The 19,359-nt window shown below is 51.3% G+C and carries 18 protein-coding genes; 13 read left to right on the plus strand and 5 right to left on the minus strand.

What is annotated here, in order from left to right; all coding sequences use genetic code 11:
• Window positions 1-184 precede the first annotated feature (184 nt).
• From AYJ59_RS01820 to AYJ59_RS01835, 4 genes are all read left to right on the plus strand, one after another.
• Window positions 185-1,474, plus strand: coding sequence for a TlpA disulfide reductase family protein (locus AYJ59_RS01820; RefSeq protein ID WP_164730719.1), 1,290 nt, complete (start codon window positions 185-187; stop codon window positions 1,472-1,474).
• A 109-nt stretch (window positions 1,475-1,583) separates the two neighbouring features.
• Window positions 1,584-2,060 (plus strand): thioredoxin family protein, encoded by a 477-nt coding sequence (locus AYJ59_RS01825; protein WP_164730720.1) that lies wholly within the window; start codon window positions 1,584-1,586, stop codon window positions 2,058-2,060.
• A gap of 4 nt (window positions 2,061-2,064) precedes the next feature.
• Window positions 2,065-2,862 (plus strand): zinc-dependent peptidase, encoded by a 798-nt coding sequence (locus AYJ59_RS01830; protein ID WP_127119148.1) that lies wholly within the window; start codon window positions 2,065-2,067, stop codon window positions 2,860-2,862.
• Between the two features lie 96 nt (window positions 2,863-2,958).
• Window positions 2,959-3,825, plus strand: a complete 867-nt coding sequence (locus tag AYJ59_RS01835) for an AraC family transcriptional regulator (protein WP_237260357.1) — start codon at window positions 2,959-2,961, stop codon at window positions 3,823-3,825.
• Between the two features lie 72 nt (window positions 3,826-3,897).
• Here the strand turns inward: AYJ59_RS01835 and AYJ59_RS01840 are convergent, their stop codons facing one another.
• The 3 genes from AYJ59_RS01840 to AYJ59_RS01850 all read right to left on the minus strand — a co-directional run bounded on the left by AYJ59_RS01840 (window position 3,898) and on the right by AYJ59_RS01850 (window position 9,090).
• Window positions 3,898-6,534 carry a methyl-accepting chemotaxis protein gene (locus tag AYJ59_RS01840; protein ID WP_127119149.1) on the minus strand — a complete coding sequence of 879 codons (2,637 nt, stop codon included), beginning with the start codon at window positions 6,532-6,534 and terminating at the stop codon, window positions 3,898-3,900.
• 192 nt (window positions 6,535-6,726) lie between these two features.
• Complete coding sequence (locus tag AYJ59_RS01845) at window positions 6,727-8,391, minus strand: acetolactate synthase large subunit (RefSeq protein WP_127119150.1); 1,665 nt, start codon at window positions 8,389-8,391, stop codon at window positions 6,727-6,729.
• Window positions 8,392-8,496: 105 nt separating this feature from the next.
• The gene (locus AYJ59_RS01850) at window positions 8,497-9,090 is read right to left on the minus strand and encodes a hypothetical protein (RefSeq protein ID WP_127119151.1); all 594 of its coding nucleotides are present in this window, start codon (window positions 9,088-9,090) and stop codon (window positions 8,497-8,499) included.
• A 351-nt stretch (window positions 9,091-9,441) separates the two neighbouring features.
• Here AYJ59_RS01850 and sdhC point away from each other — a divergent pair, with 351 nt between their 5' ends.
• The 9 genes from sdhC (at window position 9,442) to AYJ59_RS01895 (ending at window position 16,340) form a co-directional block, all read left to right on the plus strand.
• Window positions 9,442-9,837 (plus strand): succinate dehydrogenase, cytochrome b556 subunit, encoded by a 396-nt coding sequence (sdhC, locus tag AYJ59_RS01855; RefSeq protein WP_127119152.1) that lies wholly within the window; start codon window positions 9,442-9,444, stop codon window positions 9,835-9,837.
• Entirely contained in the window at window positions 9,834-10,169 is a 336-nt protein-coding gene (gene sdhD, locus AYJ59_RS01860) for a succinate dehydrogenase, hydrophobic membrane anchor protein (protein ID WP_164730721.1), read from the plus strand. The genes sdhC and sdhD overlap by 4 nt, the downstream gene beginning before the upstream one ends.
• 31 nt (window positions 10,170-10,200) lie before the next feature.
• Complete coding sequence (gene sdhA / locus AYJ59_RS01865; protein WP_127119154.1) at window positions 10,201-11,985, plus strand: succinate dehydrogenase flavoprotein subunit; 1,785 nt, start codon at window positions 10,201-10,203, stop codon at window positions 11,983-11,985.
• Window positions 11,986-12,000: 15 nt separating this feature from the next.
• Entirely contained in the window at window positions 12,001-12,717 is a 717-nt protein-coding gene (locus AYJ59_RS01870; RefSeq protein ID WP_127119155.1) for a succinate dehydrogenase iron-sulfur subunit, read from the plus strand.
• 8 nt (window positions 12,718-12,725) lie between these two features.
• Window positions 12,726-13,028, plus strand: coding sequence for an FAD assembly factor SdhE (locus tag AYJ59_RS01875; RefSeq protein ID WP_127119156.1), 303 nt, complete (start codon window positions 12,726-12,728; stop codon window positions 13,026-13,028).
• Between the two features lie 26 nt (window positions 13,029-13,054).
• The gene (locus tag AYJ59_RS01880; RefSeq protein WP_127119157.1) at window positions 13,055-13,456 is read left to right on the plus strand and encodes a GFA family protein; all 402 of its coding nucleotides are present in this window, start codon (window positions 13,055-13,057) and stop codon (window positions 13,454-13,456) included.
• A gap of 132 nt (window positions 13,457-13,588) precedes the next feature.
• A complete protein-coding gene (locus tag AYJ59_RS01885; protein WP_127119158.1) occupies window positions 13,589-14,566 on the plus strand; it encodes a helix-turn-helix transcriptional regulator in 978 nt (325 codons plus the stop codon).
• Window positions 14,567-14,869: 303 nt separating this feature from the next.
• Window positions 14,870-15,088, plus strand: a complete 219-nt coding sequence (locus tag AYJ59_RS01890; RefSeq protein WP_127119159.1) for a hypothetical protein — start codon at window positions 14,870-14,872, stop codon at window positions 15,086-15,088.
• A 43-nt stretch (window positions 15,089-15,131) separates the two neighbouring features.
• Window positions 15,132-16,340 (plus strand): serine hydrolase domain-containing protein, encoded by a 1,209-nt coding sequence (locus tag AYJ59_RS01895; protein WP_127119160.1) that lies wholly within the window; start codon window positions 15,132-15,134, stop codon window positions 16,338-16,340.
• Between the two features lie 119 nt (window positions 16,341-16,459).
• Here AYJ59_RS01895 and AYJ59_RS01900 read toward each other — a convergent pair whose 3' ends face one another.
• Both AYJ59_RS01900 and AYJ59_RS01905 read right to left on the minus strand, forming a co-directional pair.
• Window positions 16,460-18,460 (minus strand): putative bifunctional diguanylate cyclase/phosphodiesterase, encoded by a 2,001-nt coding sequence (locus AYJ59_RS01900; RefSeq protein ID WP_127119161.1) that lies wholly within the window; start codon window positions 18,458-18,460, stop codon window positions 16,460-16,462.
• Window positions 18,461-19,342, minus strand: coding sequence for a hypothetical protein (locus AYJ59_RS01905; protein ID WP_127119162.1), 882 nt, complete (start codon window positions 19,340-19,342; stop codon window positions 18,461-18,463). It abuts the gene before it with no gap.
• Between the last annotated feature and the right edge of the window lie 17 nt (window positions 19,343-19,359).

Below are 19,359 nucleotides of genomic sequence, written 5' to 3' on the forward strand. Positions count from 1 at the left end.
GTTAAGGTGTCAATATAGAAGGTTGCGCCATAAAATTCAAATACTTAAAGTAAGGTTATTGAGTGGTATTGGGCTTTTATCGGGTTTCCCCTAATGGTTTGTGGGCGGCCGAGCGGTATAATTTGATCAAAACCCGAGTCGATATAACCCTGGGATGGGAAAGAGGTGGATAAGGATGCGATGGATGCCATACTGGATAGTGCCGTGTTTACTGGTGCTGAGCGGGCCGTCAAGCTGGGCGGCCGAAGCGGCGGGCACAGTGTTGGAGGCACGTGCGGAAACCGGATTGGAAGGTGAGCTGGAGTCGTTGGTGTTCGAAGCGGAACAACCGCGAGCGAATGTGTTGTGGGTGCCGTCCGAACATGGCGTGTTGCCGCAGGAACGTCGTCTGGCGGAACGCTTGGCCGATAAAGGGTTGACCGTCACCTTGCCGAATCTGTTCGAAAGCTTTTTCCTGCCCGCCACCACCAGCAGTTTGGAGCAGATTCCGCCGTCCGTCATCGCCGAGGAAATCCAGCGTTTGAAAGCGCAAGGGCGGCCGTTGATTGTCGTCAGTGCCAATCAAGGGGCGGCGTTGGCGGTGAAAGCGCTGGTCGAGGCGATGCAAACGCCGCAATCGGATATCGCGGTGGTTTTGCTTAATCCGAATCTGTATGTCGAAACGCCGCAAGCCGGTCAGAAGGCGCATTATTGGCCGGCGGTGTCGCGATTGGATGCGCCGGTGTATGTGATTCAGGCGGAACTGTCCCCTTGGCGTTGGCATTTACCGGAATTGCAAGAAACCTTGGGAGCGAGCGGCTCGGACGTGTTTTTACGGCTTATGCCGGAGGTGCGCGACCGCTATTACTTCCGCCCCGATGCCTTGGCGGTGGAAAACGCGCAAGCGAAGACCTTGTTGCAGGATGTGCTGTCGGCGATCCACACGTTGATTCCTTATATGGACGCGACGCGTCAAACGGCTTCTGAATCCAACCAAACAGTCGAAACCGATAAAACGACCAGGCCTAACGTTGCGGCAAAACCGGATTCGGTGGGGTTGCAACCTTACACCGGGCCGCAAAACCGTCCGTTGCAATTGGTGGATATGGCGGGGGCGATGCACAACCTCAAAGACTATCGCGGGCAGGTGGTGCTGTTGAACTTCTGGGCCAGTTGGTGCCCGCCTTGTGTGCATGAAATTCCGTCCATGACCCGTTTGAAAACCGCTTTAAAAGGCCAGCCGTTTGAAATTCTCGCTGCCAATCTGGCGGAGGAAAAACCGCAAATCGAGTCGTTTCTGACCGAGCATCCGGTGAACTTTCCCATCCTGTTGGACCCGAAAGGTTCGGCGGTGCAGGCCTGGCGGGTTTTCGCCTATCCAAGCACCTACGTCATCGACAAACAGGGAACCATTCGCTATGCCTTGTTTGGCGGGCACGAATGGGATGATCCGGCCACGCTTCAACAAATCGAGGCCTTGATTCGGGAAAAATAACTTCCACCGGTGTAAAATCCCTGGAATGCAATTTTTCATGGACGTAACACGAGGCCGGATTAGGATGAGACGAAAGGTTATAAAACAGTCTGTTGCAGGCTGGTTGGCGATGGTTTTATTAGCTGGGTTAGGGGTATCGCCGATGACGGCTTGGGCCGATGCTTGGGCGTTGAATCCGGCCGAGGACTTCCAACAACTGGCCAAGCAAGCCAAACAGGATAAACAGCCCATCGCCATTTATTTCAACCGGGTGCGTTGCGGCGCGTGCGAAAAGCTGAAGGACGCCGCCATCTTGCCGATGATTGAAAACGGCTTGCTGGACGGTTACGTGCATATGGTGGAAATCCGTGTCGATGCCAAGGACGAAACCATCCGCGATTTTTACGGCGAGCCGGTCGAGAATGCTTTTTTCCAAGAACTCTATAATGTCACCACCTTCCCGACCATTGTTTTCGTCGATGCCGACGGCAGTGAAATCGGCAAACGCATGGTCAATTCCGGTGCTTACGATTACGTGCCTTATTACCTGAAAGAGCGGATCAACCAAGCGTTAGAAGAGATGGGCAACGACAAGCGGATGGAGTGACGCGATGATTGCCAAGTGGCTCGAACATTTCCGCGTTCGGCGGATTCTCAAACGTTTTCCGATTCCGCATGAAACCTGGCATGCTTTGATGACGGCCGACCCGTTGTTTCACGGTTTGAGTGCGGTGGAAAAAGCGCGGTTGCGGGAGATGGCGACGGTGTTTTTGCATCGCAAATATTTCAAAGGCGCGCAAGGGCAGGTGGTGACGCCGGACATGGGGGCGGCTATTTCCGCTCAGGCGGCGCTCTTGGTGTTGAACCTGGGGTTGGACACCTTGGATGGCTGCAATGACATCATCGTTTATCCGAGTGCCTTTCGCGTCCGGCGCGAAGCGCATGACGAACTCGGTTTGGTGCGGCAGGAGGATAACGTTCTGGCGGGGGAGTCCTGGTCGTACGACGGACCGGTGGTCTTGGCTTGGGACGAAGCCGAAGCCGAGTTGTCGGAAAACCACCCTGGCCACAATGTGGTGTTGCATGAATTTGCGCACAAACTGGATATGTTGAACGGCAAGGCCAATGGCATGCCGCCATTGCATGCGGAGATGAACCGCGAGGTTTGGACGCAAACCTTTAGTCAAGCGTTCGAGCATTTGCAGGCGCAATTGACGCATTACCACAACCCGGACATCAATCCTTATGCCGCCACGTCTCCGGCAGAATTTTTCGCGGTCACCACCGAGTATTTCTTTACTGCGCCGAAGCGGCTCAAACAGCATTTCCCCGGCGTATACGAGCAACTCAAACAGTATTATCGTCAAGATACACTTCGCCGGGCACAGTCCGCCGATTCCGGTTTTTGACCAGGCCTGGGCCTTTTTCGAATTGCGCAATTTCGGTCAGGATGTCGGGTCGAGGCACGGACATAATAGAGGCCGTCAAGAAGAGGGAATTGTTAAGTGAGCCGTGCATCTTATTTTCAGCGTATGAACCGAGTTTGTGATTACATCGAGCAGCATCTCGATGACGATTTATCCTTAGCGGTGTTGTGCGAGGTGGCGCACTTTTCAAAATTCCATTTCCATCGGCAGTTTTCGCAGGCCATGGGCATTAATGTTTTCCGGTTTATCCAGTTAATGCGCATGAAGCGGGCGTCGTATCAGTTGGCGTTTTATCCACAGTTTCGCGTGTTGGATGTGGCGTTGCAGGCCGGATTTGAAAGTTCGGAAGCCTTTTCACGGGCGTTTAAGAAAACGTTCGGGCAGACGCCGTCGCAGTTCCGAAAGCAGCCGAATTGGGTTTCTTGGCATCAACAATATCCAGAAACTTCAAGAAAAGGAAACCAAACGATGCAAACGAAAACCGTGGAAATCATCGATTTCCCCAAAACATTGATTGCGGTGAAAGAGCACCGCGCGTCGCATGAGCAATTGAATGAGTCGATTGCGAGCTTTATCGAATGGCGCAAACAGACAAACCACTCACCGGTGGACATCAGTGACAGCTTCGGCATTTTATACGACGACCCGGCCGCGGTGGCACCGGAGGATTTCCGGTTCGATATCTGCGGCTCTATCAAAGCGCCGATTCCGGACAACCCTCAGGGCGTGATGAATAAAGAACTTCCGCCGGGGCGTTGTGCGCATCTGGTGCATTACGGCTCGCACGATGCTATGGACACCAGCGTGTATTTTCTATATCGCGACTGGTTGCCGGAGAGTGGCGAAAGTTTGCGGGATTTTCCGTGTTTTGTTCGTTATCGGAACCTGTTTCCGGAAGTGGACGAGCATGAACTGGTGACGGATATTTATTTACCGTTACAGTAGGCGCGGCTTCTTTGAAAACAAAAACGCCCGGATGAACCGGGCGTTTTTAGTTGGAACGGAAAGCGGAAGACTTTAGAAATCTTCCCATTCATCGGCGCTTGGCGGTGGAGGTGGCGTAATGGATTTCGCCGTTTCCGTTGGCTTGTCGGCCGGTTTTTCCGCCTGAGCCGGTTTGGCTGGGGCCTCCGTTTTGGGGGCCGCAGGCTTTGGCGCTTCCAGTGTCGGCTTCGGAGCCGATAGCGCGGCCGGTTTATTGGCCTTTGGTTGACCGGCCGTATTGGTTTTGAAGAAAGCCATATTGTGACTCAAATCGGTGGCCTGTTCGCTCATGCTTTCGGCCGCGGCGGATGTCTCTTCCACCAGAGCGGCGTTTTGCTGCGTGGTGGCGTCGATTTCACCGATGGCTTTATGCACTTGTTCCACACCTTGCGCTTGCTCAGTCGAGGCTTGTGCAATCTGGTTAATCATCAACGACATTTCATTGATCATCTGGGTGATGTTGCCGATGACTTCACCGGATTCGCCAGCCAAATGCGTGCCTTCGTCGATGCGTTGTACGCTTTCGGTAATCAGGCTGTTGATTTCCTTGGCGGCGTCGGCCGATTTCTGGGCCAGCGCACGCACTTCCCCGGCCACGACAGCGAAACCGCGCCCGTGATCACCGGCTCGGGCCGCTTCCACCGCGGCGTTCAACGCGAGCAGGTTGGTCTGGAAGGCGATGCTGTCAATCAGGGTGACGATTTCGGAAATCTTGTGACTCGACTCCTGAATGGTGTTCATGGCGGTGATGGTTTGTTGCATCACTTTGGACGCCTGTTCGGATTCGGTCTGCACTTTTTGCGCCACCGACGCGGCTTGTTGCGAGTTGTCGGTGTTGTTCTGAACCGCCGAGTTCATTTCGTCCATGGTGGCCGAAGTTTGCTCGATGGCGGCGGCTTGCTCCTGAACGCGGGAACTCAAGTCCAACGCGCCTTTGGCCACTTCTTCCGAAGCGGTGTTGACCACTTGCGAAGTGATGATGGCCTGGGACACGATGTCCGACAACTTCTGCAAGGATTGGTTGACGGCGTTTTTCAAACGCATCAAATCACCTTGGTATTCGGCATCAATGGTTTGCGTCAAGTCACCTTCGCTTTGCGCGACCACAACGCGGGTGATGTCGGAGACGGCTTCGTCCAGCGTGGACAAGGATTCGTTGATACGCTGTTTCAGGCTTTCCAAATCGCCGCTGGCGTTGACTTGCACACGGTGCTGGAACTCGCCTTGACGCATGTGCTCCATCACCGCATTGATTTCGGTGATGATGCTGTTGGTTTCGGACATCGCCTGTTGGGCGTTGTCCATCATTTTGCGGTATTCACCTTCGCCCTGGTTAGAGAGTGAGACATCAAAACGGCCGTCGCGCATGGCTTGCATCACGCCGGACAGTTCGTTCATCACTTGGTCGATGATGTCGACACTTTCATTGATGCCGGTTTGCAAGGTTTCCAGATCACCTTTGTAATCGCCGTTGAGACGTTTGGAGAAATCGCCCTTGGCGATGGCACCGACGGTTTGGTTGGCTTGGGTCAAGGCTTGCGAGACCTGTTCCAGAAGCTGGTTGATGGCATCGCCCGTGCGACCGACTTCGTCCTGGCTGTTGACCGGCGCGCGTAACGCGAAGTCGCCGCTTTCAATGATTTGCCCGGTGACTTTTTGAACGCGTTTCAGCGGGTTGATGACCATGCGTGTAACGGTAATGATCAGGGCAATCGTCAACACGAGCACGCCCAGAATGACACCGGCCAATGACATCCAAGCGTTGTTCATCGCGGTGTTGATTGGTCCGGTGTATTCGGTTTCCGGCAGAATGAACAGGTGACGCCCCATGACGTCGCCCGACTCGTCGATGGCCGGAATGTCGATGACGACTTTACCTTGGGTGGTGTATAAGTGGCGAGCCATGCCATCCGTCGGTTGATAACTGGCCTTGACCAGCGACACCGCATCTGCATCAAACCAGCGGTTGCTGGCGAGCAGATAATTGTCGGTGATGGTTTCGTTCTTTTCGATGATTGGCATGTTGCCGTATTTCTGGTCGATGTAACGTTTATCGACCAGCAAGACCCATTCGCCGCCTTCATTGGCGCGGAAATCTTTAGCGACGGAAGCCATGCCTTGTACCAGAGTGGTGTAACCCAGAACCGAGTCATCTTCAAAAATCGGCGACACCGCAATAACACCAATGCCGCGCGCGCCGACACCCAGCGCACCATAGGCTTTTTTCTCTTTCATGACTTTCTGGATCAGCGGGTTATTGGAGACGTTTTGACCGTAATTCTCCAAATCCCAGGAACGAATGAGGGAGCGGCCATCGTAGGTAATCAGCTGGGTGGCGATATTCTTGAAGCCGGTCTTGCGGGCAAATCCGGCTTTGATATTGGCGAAAAAGGGTTTCAGCGCATCGCGATCTTCCACCGCGAGGGATTGGATGATGCTGTTTTGCAGGGTAATCATGGTGGCACCGATAATGCCGCCTTTGACTTTCAAGTCGACCTGCGCATCAATGTAGGCGGTCATTTCTTTGAAGATGCGTTTTTCGACCTGTTCAGGCACCGGCTTGACCGTTGTCAGATACATGGTCAGGCCGACTAAAAACGCAATGATGATACCGACCAGCGTCGAAATTCCAATGACTTTGGCCTTGAGTGAACGGCTGAAATCAAACATGATATGGCTCCCCCGGAAACGTCCGATGTTTCTTGTTATGTACTGCGTGCGCTGAGTATTTTAATTTTATTTTAACCTTAAGTTTACTGTGGTTAAACTTTAATTAAAGAAAATTTACTCTGCGAACGCACCTTATCATAAGCCCAGCGATAAACCAAGTGGTTGAGAAATGCTTTTATTTGAGAAACATTTTTAAAGTAGGGTTTTTATCTGTTCCGAAACCGCTTGGCTGAGCTCTTTAATGTCATGATTCAAGATTTGGTTGTTTTCGCTGTAATCCATTGGAATTTCGACTAGATGTACGCCGCCGTCTTCGAAACAGCCTTCCAGGGTCGGAATCAAGTCGTCGGCTTTGTGGATGCGGTGCCCCTTGGCGCCATAACTTTGCGCGTACATTACGAAATCGGCATTGTTCAAGTCCAGCCCGTAATCTTCGAAGCCCATATTGGCCTGTTTCCACTTGATCATGCCGAAAGCGTTGTCGTTAAGCACGACGACGACTAAATCCAGCTTGAGGCGCACGGCAGTATCCATTTCCTGTGAATTCATCATAAAACCACCGTCGCCGCAGATGGCCATGACCCGGCGTTCTGGATACACCAGTTTGGCGGCAATGGCCGACGGTAACCCCGCGCCCATGGTGGCGAGGGCGTTGTCCAATAAAATGGTGTTGTGCATATAGGCCAGGTAGTTACGCGCAAACCAGATTTTATAGATGCCGTTGTCCAGCGTAATCATGCCGTCGTCTGGCATGACTTTGCGGATGTCCGCCACCACGCGTTGCGGATACATCGGAAAACGTCCGTCGTTGGTGCCTTCCAACAGGTTTTTGTCGATTTGGCGCTTGGCTTCCATAAAACAGTCGAAATTCCAGGTGTCCTGGCGTTCGATGCGTTCTTTGATTTGATAAATGCTGTTGGCGATATCGCCCACCACATCGGCTTGCGGGAAATACACCGGATCGACGGACGCATTGGTGAAGTTAATGTGAATCACCTTGAAGCCGTCCTGCTCCATAAAGAACGGCGGTTTTTCCACCACGTCGTGACCGACATTGATGATCAAATCGGTATTGCGGATGGCGCAATGCACGAAATCATTATCGGACAGGGCGGCGCAGCCCAGATACAAATGATGGCGTTCGTCCACCACGCCTTTCCCCATCTGAGTGGTGAAAAACGGAATGCCGGTCTTGTCGACGAACTGGCGCAGCATCTTCCCGGCGGTTTTGCGGTTGGCACCGGCGCCAATCATAATCAACGGGCGCTTGGCGCGTTGAATCATTTCCACCGCATTCCGCACGGCTTTATCTTCCGCCAGCGGGCGGCGGTGCATGCCTTGTTGAATCACCGGCGAATCGGATTCTTCGCGGGCGATGTCTTCCGGCAATTCTAAATGGGAGGCACCGGGGCGTTCGGTTTTGGCGGAGCGGAAGGCTTCGCGGATGCGTGCCGGAATGTTATGGCCGCTGTGAATCTGGCAGGTGTATTTGGTGATGGGGCGCATCATATCCACCACATCGACAATCTGGAACTGACCCTGTCGGTTGGTTTTGACGGGTTTTTGCCCGGTGATCATCACCATCGGCATGGCGCCTAGTTGGGCGTAAGCCGCGGCGGTGACCAAGTTGGTCGCGCCTGGTCCGAGCGTGGACATGCAAACTCCGGCCATCCCGGTAAGGCGGCCATAGGTGGCGGCCATGAAGCCGGCGGCCTGTTCGTGGCGGGTGACGATAACTTGGATTTGGGAATCTTTGAGGGAATTGAGTAAATCCAGGTTCTCTTCACCTGGAATGCCGAAAACGTATTCCACGCCTTCGGCTTCCAGCGCTTTGACAAACAGATCCGATGCTTTCATGGAGGCCTCCGTAGTGTAGTGAATCTGCATCATAACACGTCTTCAATAGGCGATGGAGTATGGAAAATTTAATGCCCTGAAAATTATTTTTATACGTGGTTTTGATTAAGTTTTGTCTGCATTTGCGACAAATAGGTCATAATATTTTCGTGCTTCTTCTTCGGGACCTAACGCGATGTCAATAAGCATTTGAAGATTCCATAAAGGTCCTGGTATCACTTGTTCTGAGTCAAGGTCTTTAGGATAATTTTCTGGAGCTATTGACATTTCTATGTTTTCGAACCACCAAATTTCTATCTTGCGTAATAGCTTTACCATTTCATCAAATGCTTCTCCGACATCAAAATCCACACCTGACGAAGCAAATTTGAGCATTTCATGAGTTAAAGTGTTACGACAATTTTTAATATGTTCGAATTTTTCTAAGTCTTTACTGTCAATAGCATCCATGTCTTGAAGCCATTTTAATGATGCATAGAGAGGACTTCTGTTGAGAGAAAGTACCTTCTCTTTATATTCTGGACTAACAGTCATTCCATTTTCGTCAAAGCCATCTGTAAAAAAACTTTCAATTTTTTCGATAATGCTACTCTTGAGCATTTCAAAAGCCATTGAAAATATAGAAGCAGTAATAATGTTTGTTTTAAGCGTCTCAGGATGAAGTGTCCTTTCCCATGACGCTTTAATTTTTTCATCCATGTTGAATATCAATAAAGGTATTAATGATTAAGTTAAATGACTGCATATTTTTGCGGTAGGCTTGGGTGTTTGGTTAGTATATATTCTTTCTGTTTGGCATATAAACTGCCGCCATACATCCTGATAGCAGTGACAATTTAAATCTTACCCTATCCATTTTGCCGTTTCTATTTCAAATACGTAAAAAACATAATTCCACCAGGCCTGGTGAATTTTATAAATCGTGGGGTTAACCTTATTTTGGGTATGGAGTATACTTGGAATTATCTCATGGACAGTCATGCCTCCGGTCATTCGGGGGATGAACGCGACGGCGCTACGCAGCGGCCGTGACAAGGTAGGAGTTCCTTTATGTATCGCCACCCCGGCAAACGCCCTGTTTACCTCAATCTGTTCGCCTTTCGCTTTCCGTTAAACGCCATTCTTTCCATTTTGCACCGCATCACCGGAGTGGGACTGTTGTTGTTCCTGTTGACCGGCCTGGCCTGGTTGAATCTGTGGGTTTTGTTTCCCGAACAAAGAGTGGACACCTTACACGCCCTGACGCATCCGCTGGGGCAGTTGATTTGGTTTTTCGCTGCCGTCAGCTTGTGGTTTCACTGGTTGGCTGGCGTGCGGCACTTGATGATGGAGCATAATGCCTTTCAATGGCAAAGCCAGCCGCAAAAAGGGCGGCAATCCGGCCTGCTGTTGCTGGCGTTGTTTGCCATTGGAGTCGTAGTGATTTTTGCGGGAGTCTGGTTATGAACGTGTTATCCGGCTTGAGAGCGCATGTTTGGCAACGATTCAGCGCCTGGTATCTGATGGTGTATTTCCCTTTGGCGGCGTTGTATTGGTGGCAAGCGCCGACGGAATCGGTCGCGCAGGTGCAAGCGGCGATGACGTCTTGGTTGTTTTTGTGGCCGTCGTTGCTGGCCTTCGGGTTGTTGATGGTACACGCCTGGATCGGATTGCGGGATGTGTTGCTGGATTATCTGCCACGCAGAGCCTTGCAAGCGGGATTATGGCTTTGGGCGTTGGTGTGGTTGTTGGTGTTGGCCGATGGCGTGTTTTTAGCCGTGCAGTTGGTTGCGAACTGAGATTTTAAAGAATAAAGAGAAGAGAGGCGAAATGGTTTCATTGCAGCAGGTCGATACCTTTCATTTTGATGCGGTGATTGTCGGAGCCGGGGGCGCGGGGCTTCGGGCTGCGTTGCAATTGGCCAAGTCGGATTTGCGCGTGGCGGTGGTGTCGAAAGTGTTTCCGACGCGTTCGCATACAGTGGCGGCGCAGGGCGGCATTAATGCGGCCTTGGGCAATCTGACCGAGGATAACTGGCACTGGCATATGTACGACACCGTCAAGGGCAGTGATTATCTGGGCGATCAGGATGCGATTGAATTCATGTGCCGGGAAGCCACTGAAATTGTGCGCGAGTTGGAGCATTTCGGCGTGCCGTTTTCGCGCACCGAGCAAGGCAAAATTTATCAACGACCGTTCGGCGGCCAAAGCCGAAACTTCGGCGAAAGCCAGGCCACGCGCACTTGTGCGGCGGCGGACCGCACCGGACATGCCATTTTGCAAACCCTGTATCAGCAGAACATTCAGGCGGGCACGACCTTTTTCGATGAATTTTTTGCGGTGGATTTGGTCAAGGATGAAGTTGGTCATATCGGTGGCATGGTGGTGATGAACCTGCAAAACGGTGAATACCAATTATTGCGCGCTCATGCGGTGATGGTGGCCACCGGCGGGGCTTGCCAGTTGTTTAAAACCAACACCAACGCCAAAATCAACACCGGCGACGGCTTGGCGATGGTGCTGCGCGCGGGCTTGCCGTTGCAGGACATGGAGTTCTGGCAGTTCCACCCGACCGGCGTGGCGAACAAAGGCATGTTGTTGTCGGAAGCGGCGCGGGGCGAAGGCGGCGTGTTGCGCAATGCCGACGGCGAAGCCTTTATGGTGCGTTATGCGCCGCATGTGAAGGATTTGGCGTCGCGGGATGTGGTGTCACGCGCCATTGCCATTGAGGTGAAAGAAGGACGCGGTTGCGGCCCCAATAAAGACCATATGTTGCTGGATTTGACTCATCTCGATTCGGAGATGATTAAAAAGCGTTTGCCGGGCATTCGCGACATCGGTTTGACGTTTTTGGGCTTGGATATGTGCGACGACCCGATTCCGGTGTATCCGACCGCGCATTATATGATGGGCGGCATTCCGACCAATTTCCACGGTCAGGTGCAGACGCTGGATGAAAGCGGTCAGGCCATCAGTGTGCCGGGCCTGTATGCGGTGGGCGAATGCGCTTGCGTGTCGGTGCACGGTGCGAACCGCTTGGGCGGGAACTCCTTGTTGGACATCGTCGTGTTCGGACGGGCCGCCGCCAAGGAAATCGAACGGGTGTTGAACTTGCAGAAATCGGACCGCAACTTCGACCGCCGATTGGATTTGGCGCCGGTGGAAGCGCGACTGAACAAATGGGAAGCGCCAGCGCATGACCGCAAGGAGTCCATTGCCGCCATCAAACACGATTTACAAGTCGCCATGCAGGAGGGTTGCGGGGTTTTCCGCAACCAGGAATCCATGCAGGCGTTGATTGAAGCCTTGGAGCCGATTCAACAGCGTTTGGATGAAGCGGTGTTGCACGACCGCAGCCGGGCGTTCAACTTGGAACGCATGGAAGCGCTGGAGCTGGAAAACCTGATGACGCTGGCGTATGCGACCGTGCATTCCGCGATTGAACGAACGGAAAGTCGCGGCGCGCATTCCCGCGTGGACTTTACCGAGCGTGACGACGAAAACTGGTTGCAGCACAGCCTGTATTTTCTGGACGGCCATCGTCTGCGTTATAAGCCGGTGTGCGTCACGCCGTTGACCGTGACCGGATTCGAACCCAAGCCTCGCGTGTACTAACAAAAGGATAAAGCAATGCGGTTTTCCATTTATCGTTTCAACCCGGAAGTCGATGAACAGCCTTACATGCAGGATTATGAGTTGCCGGATGCGGAGATTCGCGACGACATGATGTTGTTGGAAGCGTTGGATAAACTGCGCGAACAGGACCCGACACTGGCGTTTCGCAGTTCCTGCAAGGAAGGCGTGTGCGGCTCGGACGGCATGAACGTCAACGGCGAAAACCATTTGAGCTGCATTACGCGAATGTCCAGCCTACGCGATCCGGTGGTGTTGAAACCGTTACCGGGCTTGCCGGTGATTCGCGATTTGATTATCGACATGGAATTGTTTTACGACCATTACCGCGCGGTAGACCCTTTCCTGAAAGCGACCAGGCCTGGTCAAAACGTCGATTTGGACCATGAGTTCCTGCAAAGTCCCGAAGAGCGTGAAAAACTCGATGGCAGTTACGAATGCATTCTGTGCGGTTGTTGTGCGACCAGTTGCCCGTCTTTCTGGTGGAACCCGGATAAGTTTCACGGCCCGGCCGCCTTGTTGGCGGCGCGGCGTTTTGTGGTGGACAGCCGCGACATCACCACGCGCGAACGATTGGAAACCTTGGACGATCCGTTTAAGACCTTCCGCTGCCGTAATATCCAGAATTGCACCGCCAGTTGCCCGAAAGGGTTGAATCCGAGTCAGGCCATCAATGAACTGAAAAGCTTGATGATTGAAAAGCAATTGGATTAAATTACCCCATGACAGTGGAATCTGAACAGCAGCTTTTGCAGTGGAAACGACTGCAGTTCAATTGTCGGCGCGGCAATGCAGAAGTGGAATATCTACTGTCGTCCTACTGTCATCACCTAAACCCACAGAACCCGCATCATAGAGATCAAATGGATGACTTGGAGGCGTTACTTTCAGAAAGTGACCAAACCCTGTTTGAATGGCTGTTGCAGTCGGACACCGCCGAATCACCAGGCCTAATAAAAATCCCTGATGCCTTCAAGCCGCTGATTCAAGCCATCCGCTGTTTCAACCGCAACATGACTACCTAAAGCCACGAGAAAAGAAGGAGAGCTTTATGCCGGATTACTTAGGTTCTTGCCTGTGTGGCACTGTACGATTTGAGATAAAGGGCGATTTCGACAGCTTTTTTCTGTGCCATTGTCACTATTGCCAAAAAGATACGGGGTCGGCGCATGCGGCCAATTTATTTTCGTCGTCAGCCAAACTTACCTGGCGGTCAGGTGTCGAGTCGGTGACCTCTTTTACCCTTCCGGGCACGCGTCATACAAAAAGTTTTTGTCAGTTATGTGGTTCCGCCGTGCCAAACATTCAATCGGATGGAGGGCTCGTTGTACCCGCAGGGTGTCTGGACACTGAAATTTCGCTGCGACCCACCGCGCATATTTTTACCGCCAGCCGAGCGGCTTGGGATGACGGACTGGATGAGGTGACCAAATTCAAAACACTGCCGGAGTAAGTTATAATTATTCTGTGTGGGATGCGGCCGTTCTCCTTGTTATAGTCGGTTTGGTTTTTATAGCGATTGCCGTATCAATCAGGTCTGTTTTGGCTTAAGTCCGGCAGGCGGTTAGCCGCCTGCCGAATCTGAATGGAAAATATGGCTCTTATTAAATTTTCAACTCAAAGTTTCCCTTTGAAAGAACGCATTGAGGCCGCGCAGGATATCTATGCGGCGATTGCAAACATTGAGTTGCGCACACCGAACAAACAGATTCCGACCATAGAAACACAGCTTCGGCTTTTACCCGGCATTTCAATCGGTTGGGTTAAAACGTCGCCCATTATTGTCCACAGAAATAAAAAACACGTTCAGGACGGCAATGACGATTTTACGTTGTTGCTCAACCCGCGGCTGACGCCCTCAGGACGCTCTGCATGGAATGCGTCCATTGAGCAAAAAGGAGACATCAAGTGTGCCCCCGGCATGGGTTGCTTCAGCTACAATGACCGCCCAGGGATCATCACCTTTGAAGGTGGACAGACCCACATGCTGAACTTGAAATTGTCGCGCACGCTGTTTGAGCCACTGGTGACTCGTTTTGAGCGCTCTCATCGACCGATTTTAGATCAGGAAGTTCTCACGCACCTCACACGCGCATCACTCCACCTCATGGAAGAAAATCCGGCTGAGCTCATTAATATCCTCGCCCAGACCAATCAGCTCATCGACTTGGCGGCATTAGCGATGGGCGCACACTCGGATTATGCCATTCACGCACGCCAACATGGCTTAAAGCAAGCGCGGATGGCGGCGGTGAAGGCCGATATAAACATTCACTATTATCGTGGGGACTTATCGCTTAACTGGATTGCAAAGCGTCATGGTATCTCGCCAAGCTATATCCGCGCCATGTTTGATGAGGAAGAAACGAGCTTTACCGATTATGTGCTGAATGTCCGTCTTCAAAAAGCCTATGATATTCTCGCGAACCCTGACTATGTTTCCACTCCCATTACCGAGATTGTCTACAAAGTGGGCTTCAACAACCCCTCTTGGTTCTATCGTGCCTTCAAAAAGCGTTTCGAGTTTGCGCCTGGCGACATTCGCGCGCTAAAAACAACCTAACCCGAATATTTCACAAATTTGCACCGACCTTGCTTGCTCCTTGATTCCACAAGAAATATTTTCTCAGTCGGTCGTAATCGTGGATACGACACTTCTTCGAAAATTTCCTCGTGAAAACAAGGTGCTGCGCAATCTCAGCACAAATTCATAAAACATTCGGGTTAATCCCTCCAATCACCAGGCCTGGTGGTTATCTTTTTTTAAAGTAGCGCTCAGTGGAAGCCAGCTTAGCTGTAACTCTTTAAACTGCTATTAAAAACCTTTCATCTGCACATTGTCTGTGCAAAAAATTTGGAGAACACCATGAATATCGCCTCTTCGTTCAAATCCGCAAAATGGGTTCTGCCATCGGCTCTGGCGTTGGCCATTTCGGCGCTGGTGATCGGTTGCCAAAGCGATAGCGATTCGTCATCGAATACGTCATCGAATACATCGCCCACCCTCAGCTTAGAGCGCCAGGCGGCCACCAAGGTCAAGCAGGGCGATACGGCTTATCAACTAAGGCAATTCTCTAATAAATAGCATTCATTAATGTTTAAATTTTCGGAAAAAAGGAATCATATAAATGACATTTTCCAGCTTAAGGTCTTTGGCCGCGCTTTTCGCCATGACCGTTTTCATCTCGGCCTGTCAATCGAGCAGTAACAGCGATCCGTCAACCCAGCAGAAATTGGAAGAAATGGTCGATCAGCAGTGGATAGACTTCAAACAAGAACACCAATTTTCCAAGGGTGGCATGGGCGTGCGTTTGATCAGCCCAAACGGCGATTATTTTGCCCATCAGGGATTTGACGGAAATGCCGATGTGAATACTCATTTTCGTGGCGCGAGTACCGCAAAAACTTTCACCGCGGCCGCGATTATGATGATGCATCAACAAGGGTTGCTCAATATTGATGATACGGTGGACATGACCATACCCGGTCGTGCTGAGACTTACCTACCTGACACGGCGAACTATAATGTTCCCTACAAGAGCACCATAACCATTCGCCAATTGTTGCAGCACCGTGCGGGCGTGTTCGATATTAAGAATAATCCGATTCCGGATACCGTAGAGCAACCTTATGCGGGCCAATACTATGCGGATTACGTGATGGAAACCTTGGAAGAACCGGATCATACTTTCACCCTGGAAGAATTCATTGGCGTTGACGCGGTAAATAACCTGTCCTTCACGCCGCCAAATACAGAATTTCATTACAGCAACACAGGATACGCCATGCTGGGTGCCATCATTGAGCACATCAGTGGTCTGTCTTACAGCGACTATATTCAGCAAACCTTTTTAGATCCGCTTAATCTCAGTGACACTACATTTCCGAGTCAAGGAACGGATCAGGCTCTGCCCGAACCGTATTTTGAAGGTTACACGATTGTCGAAGGCGAAGAGTTTGAAACCTCGTTTATTAACTTGTCCGCCTCGGTGGCCGAAGGCAATGTCGTGACCACCCCGGAAAACCTCACCCGATGGTTACACTTGTTATTAACCGGCCAAGCCGGCCTTAATAACAATACGGTCAGCATGATGAAAGACGTGCTTCCGGCCGATGAACAACATGGCTATTATGGGTTGGGTATCACCTACACGGATGGCCTGGGATATGGGCATGATGGCGCTCAAATGGGTTATTTGACGTCCATGCGATACGATCCAGAAAGCGATATCACGGTTCTGGTGTTTACCTCTACGATCCTGGCGGATGATTTTTACACCCAGGCGATGATGCTGTTGGATGTCGCGGGAGAAGCAAAATCTTTAGTTGAGTACTGACCCGAAAACCGATAAAAAGTACGAGCTTTAATTGCAATGGAAGCGGATTCGGTCGATTAATCGATTGGGTTATCGACATTTCCGCCAGGCCTGGCGGTTTTTCAGATTCGGAAACGGGCTCACTGACAGCAACTCTTTTCCATCGTCAGAAACTTTTCAAATTCCGCCGCCGGTAATGGCCGCGAACAGAAAAAGCCTTGATAGGTTTCGCAGCCCGTCTTCACCAGATAATCCAGTTGTTCCGGATGTTCGATGCCTTCGGCCACGACATTCAGATTCAGTGTCTGAGCAATCTTGATAATGGTTTCGATGAAAATCGCACCGGATTCGGTGTCGTAATCGTCCATAAAGGTTTTGTCGATTTTCAGGGTGTTGATCGGGAATTTTTTCAAATACGCCAGTGAGGAATAGCCGGTACCGAAGTCGTCCAGCGAGATGGAAATGCCTTTTTGTTGGATGGCGTGCAACAGGCTGAGGTTTTGCTCGGAGTTTTCCATGAACTGCGATTCGGTCATTTCCACGTCGAGCTTGCTGGGCGTGATGCCGCTTTCCTGAATCAGTCGATTGAGTTTTTCTTCAAAGTGGTTGTTGATCAGTTGCACCGGCGACAGGTTGACGGACACCTGGAAGTCGCCCAATCCACGCTTTTTCCAGTCGATTTGCTGGCGTACCGCCGTTTCCAGTACCCAGTCGCCCAATGGTACCATCAAGCCGGACTTTTCCGCCGACGGTATGAATCGGTCCGGTGTAATCACGCCTTTGTTCGGGTCGATCCAGCGAATCAAGGCTTCGGCGCCGGTCACTTGGCCGGTGGTGACGGAGATTTTCGGCTGGTAATAGAGTTCAAACTCGCCGTTGTCCAGAGCGCGTTGCATGTTGTTTTCCAACTCGATTTCATGCACCAGCTGCTGGTGCAGGGATTCGGTGAAGAATTTGAATTGGTTTTTGCCGGCGTTCTTGGCTTCGTACATGGCGATGTCGGCGTTTTTCATCAGGGTGGTGATGGATTGGCCGTCTTTCGGGTACAGCACCACGCCGACACTGGCGGACACTTTCACGGGATGATTGTCCACCAAATGCACGTCGCTGATTTTTTCGATGACGCGTTGGATGATATTGATGAGCTCGTGTTCGTTGCCGTGGTGGTTGACGACGATGACGAATTCGTCGCCGCCGACACGGGCGATGATGTCGTAGTCGCGCAAGACCTGTTTGATGAGGCTGGAAACATTGCGCAACAGTTTGTCACCGACCTCATGGCCCAAGGTGTCGTTGACGGTTTTGAAGTTGTCCAAATCCATGAACAATAGGGCGAATTCCTGCCCGGAACGGGAGAATTCGGAAATCAGCCAGTTCAAGCGTTCATTCAGATGGTTTCGGTTGGCGAGGCCGGAAAGGTTGTCGGTTCGGGCCAGGCGATACAATTCACTTTTTTCTTCGTCCAGGCGGGTGAAGGTTTGTACCATGGAGGCGCGGATGTATTCCAGTTCACGTAGCTTGAAACGTTTTGGAATTTCCGACTGGTAATAGGCGTACTGGCGTAACAGTTCCAACGGGTTGGTGACGAAGCGTTTCAGCAGCCCCCACAACAAGCCGAGCAGCAGTAACGGCACCACGCCGAAAAAGAGCAGTGAATTGGTGGTGTTTTCGGCGAAATAGTTTTCCAGATAGGCTTTGTCGATATACAGATACAGCTTCAAATACGCCGGTTGGTTCTGGATGAAATACGGAATGTCGGTTTCATAAATATCGTAGCGCAACATTTCATGTGCCGATAAGCCTTTCAGTTTGTCCTGGGTGTTCTTTTTCGGTGGCGCGGAACGGATATCGTGTTCGGTCGTAATCAGGATTTTGCTGCCCGACGCAATCGCCATGGCCGCGACCAGTGGATTGTTGGCGACTTTACGGTGCAGAAAAGACTTGAACTCGCGCAAATCTTGCGGTGTGGCCATTTCCGTGGAAACGACGTAAGCGGTTTCCGACAGGTCGTGGCGGATGTTTTCCAGAATGAGGTCGGTTTTCTTTTGCTGGTCGTTGAGGAAGTAATATAAGAACACTCCGTAGAAAACCAGAACCAGAGCGACGATAGCGGTGATAAAGAAGCGACGGATGGAGATCATTTACAGCAGATCCCTCGTGGGAAAGTTGGCATCGTCCAAACGTTGTTGCAGCGCCGGAGAGATACCTTTATTCAACCATTCGATGGTGCTCAAACTGGATTGAAAGTCTTCGAAACTGCTGTTTTCCAGATAGGGTTTGACCTTTTCGTAGTACTCTTTCGGGTCATCATGCAGCGCCTGGATAGCGTGGTTGATCAGGGTTTTCAGTGCCAGCATCTGGTCTTTGTGGGCGTGATAACGGTTTTCAGTGGTAAAAAGTCCATCCAGCACCAGCAGGTTTAAACTGTCTGCCGTGGAGGCCAGTGTTTGAAAGCCCTGGTCTTCCAGTTCATGGTTGTAGGGGGTGTAAGTGACGACCAGTGAAGGGGCTGTTTCACTCGCGGCAACGGATTGCAGTTTGAGCTGGTCACGGTTGATGTAGTTGAAGGTTTTGCCTTCCAGTTTGTGCTGATGGATGAAGTCGTTGAAGACGGGGTAATTGATGCTGTTGATTTCCAGATAAACATTGATGGGACCGTTTTCGGATTTGATGGCGTCGAGTGAACGATTCCCCATGATCATGTCGCCGCCATTGGAGCGATCCAACAGCAGAATCGGAATCACCGACGGGTCTTTTCGGTACATGGTCTGATATTCGTATTGCGTGCCGGCGAAAGCATCGAGCTTGGCGGATTGGTAAATGTGCAGACTTTCGCCGAGGGAGACCACGCTGGAAAGACGGATGTCGTGTTCATCAAGCCAGCCTTTTTCCTTGGCATAGAATAAAGGCGAATAACCGATCCAGGAATTGGCAATGATGTTGAGTGTCTTATCGGGTTTTTCGGTGCAACCTGAGAGTGCAATCAGACCGCTTAGCAATACGGCTTTTATTATATTTATCATGTTTATTGACCATAATA

This window comes from Thiomicrospira sp. S5 (assembly GCF_003991075.1).
In the GTDB taxonomy this organism is placed as follows: domain Bacteria; phylum Pseudomonadota; class Gammaproteobacteria; order Thiomicrospirales; family Thiomicrospiraceae; genus Hydrogenovibrio; species Hydrogenovibrio thermophilus.